2 protein-coding genes are annotated in these 2523 nt (G+C 72.1%); both read right to left on the minus strand.

Going from position 1 to position 2523, the window contains the following annotated elements:
• Nucleotides 1-1440 (minus strand): polyamine aminopropyltransferase (locus ACFW2E_RS45135; RefSeq protein WP_384477508.1); only part of this gene is annotated, 1440 nt, incomplete at its 3' end.
• A 116-nt stretch (nucleotides 1441-1556) separates the two neighbouring features.
• On the minus strand, nucleotides 1557-2081 hold the full coding sequence (locus ACFW2E_RS45140; RefSeq protein ID WP_384477511.1) for a DUF2617 family protein: 525 nt from the start codon (nucleotides 2079-2081) through the stop codon (nucleotides 1557-1559).
• Between the last annotated feature and the right edge of the window lie 442 nt (nucleotides 2082-2523).

The following is a 2523-nucleotide window of genomic DNA, read 5'->3' on the forward strand; positions in this document are numbered from 1 at the left end:
CCGCTCGGCCGGGACCGGGACGAAGCCGGAGTCGTGGCCGGGGACCCGGTAGGGGGAGGTGGTGAATCCCGCCGCGCGGAGGGTGGCGTCCACCGTCCAGAAGACGTGGCGGCGGGCCGAGACGGGGCCCGCGTGCACCGCCAGACGTCCGCCGCCGGCCAGGACACGCCGGGCCAGTCCGTAGAACTCCTGGGAGTACAGCTTCGTGCTGGCGGTGATGCCGGGGTCGGGCAGGTCGGCGATCACGACGTCGTACGCCGTGACGGGCGCCCTGCGCAGCCAGCAGAACGCGTCCGCGGTGATGACATGGACGCGGTCGTCGTCGTACGCGTGGGCGTTGAGGCGCGACAGCGCCGGGTCGCGGCGGGCCAGCCGCACGAGTCCCGGGTCGAGTTCGACCACGTCGACCCGACGCACGTCCGCGTGGCGCAGCACCTCACGCGCAGCCAGCCCGTCCCCGCCGCCGAGGATCAGCACGCGCGCGTGGGGGCCGTACATCGCGGGCTGGACCAGTGCCTCGTGGTAGCGGCGCTCGTCACGGCCCCCGACCCGCAGCCGGCCGTCCAGGAAGAGGTCGAGCGGCCGGCCGTGGGTGCCGCCGGTGAGGACCACCTCCTGGACGTCCGTCTGAAGGGCGACCCGTACGTCCTTGCCGTACACCGCCTGCCGGGCGGCCCGTTCGAAGTCGTCGACGAGTACGGCGGCGGAGGCGAGGACCCCGAGGACGGTGACGTTGGCGATCAGCAGCAGCCAGCGGGCGCGCCCGGTGAGGTCGCGGCGGAACAGGCCGAGGACCAGGGCGCCCCCGGCGACGACGTTGACCGTGCCGGTGAGCAGCGCGCCGGTCAACTGGCCCAGGAAGGGCAGCAGAAGGAAGGGGAAGGCGAGGCCGCCGACCAGCGCGCCCACGTAGTCCGCCGCGAACAGGTCGGCCACCGCGCCGCCCGCGTCCTGACGCCGGATGCGCTGGATCAGCTCCATCAGCAGCGGGACCTCCGCGCCGATGAGCAGACCGATGGCGAGGGAGAAGGCGACCAGGAGGCAGCGGGGGCCGTTGGCCCACAGACCGCCCCAGCCCCCGGTCCAGGCGAAGACGGCGTACAGCGTCATCGCGCTGCAGCCGCCGGTGAGCGCGAGCGCCGCCTCCACCGCGCCGAAGGCGGCGGCCGCGTGCCAGCGCAGTCGTTTCGCGGCGAGGGAGCCGATGCCCATCGCGAAGACCATGACGGACAGGACGACGGACGCCTGGGTGACCGAGTCGCCGATCAAGTAGGAGGCGAGGGCGACGAGTTCGAGTTCGTACACGAGTCCGCAGGCCGCGCAGACGAAGACGCACGCCAGGACCAGGAACCGCCCGGTCCCCGGCCGTACGGGCAGCGCCACTGGGACACCCCAGGGCGGCGGCGTGCCGGGTCGGGCGGGCGCGTGCGGTTCGATCACTCTGCGACGTTACGTCACACCCTCGGTACGCTTCGTCACCCACACGTGTGGAACTACGGAACCTTGACACACGTAGTGTTTATGTCGTCCTGCTGGTGGCCCTACGGGACTTCCCCCTAGCCGAGTTGAGCCGCCGGCACCCGTACGCCCACCCGCGTCCTGGTCGCCACCAGCTGTCCGTCCTGCGGATACGCGTGCCAGGTGCGCCAGTGCACCTGGCCCTCGTGCCGTTGGGCGAGCATCGCCGTGAAGGCGTGCGGACTGCCGGGGAAGACCCCGGCCAGGCCCTGCGGGTGGTCGGACACGAGGGCCAGCAACTCCTGGGCGCGGCCCGCGAAGGAGCCGGGCGAGAGCACCTCCACGCGGGCCGCGAACTCGTACTCCCAGTCGCCGACCCGTTTGGCGACACCCAGCGGCAGGGGCGTGCTGGACCCGGGGATGCACGCCACCGTCTCCGAACAACCCCCCTGCTCCTCCTCCAGGATCACCTGGTGGGACGCACCGAGGAGTCGCAACTGAAGCTTGGACCCGGTCAGTTCGAGGTCGAGCGTGGCCAGGGCGGGAAGCGGCTCGCGCCCCAGGGCCCAGGCCAGGTCGGCCGCGCGCGTGTCGGTGTAGGAGGTGTTCAGGGTCGTGAGCATGGATCGGCTCCGCTAGCACGCAAGGAGGAGAAGGGGGTGTGGCCCGGCGCACCTCGGTCGGTACCGGGAGATCGACCACGTCCGCCCGGTGGGCCCCGCAGGCCCGGCCGGGGAAAAGGTGTCTGCAGGACGTCCGAGGGGCTGCGTTGGTGATTTAGAGGGAATCATGAACTGTGGCGCCGCCACAGCGTTTTTACCCAACTTCGTGGGGTTTCCATCCCTCAGGGGGCTCAACAGCTCAACTGTTCAACCACAGAACGCGCCTGACGCCCCGCGCGTACGCCGGAGCGCCCGCCGGATGCCTTCTCCCCGCGGGGGCGGGGGGGGGGGGCGGCCGCGGGCGGGCGCCGCCCGGGCCGGCGGCCCCGCCCCGTCGGAGCAACCCCACCCCCCCCCCCCCCCCGATTTTTTTCTCTGTCTGGGGGGCTGGGATTTGTTTATA

This window comes from Streptomyces sp. NPDC058964, from assembly GCF_042741275.1.
Classification (GTDB): domain Bacteria; phylum Actinomycetota; class Actinomycetes; order Streptomycetales; family Streptomycetaceae; genus Streptomyces.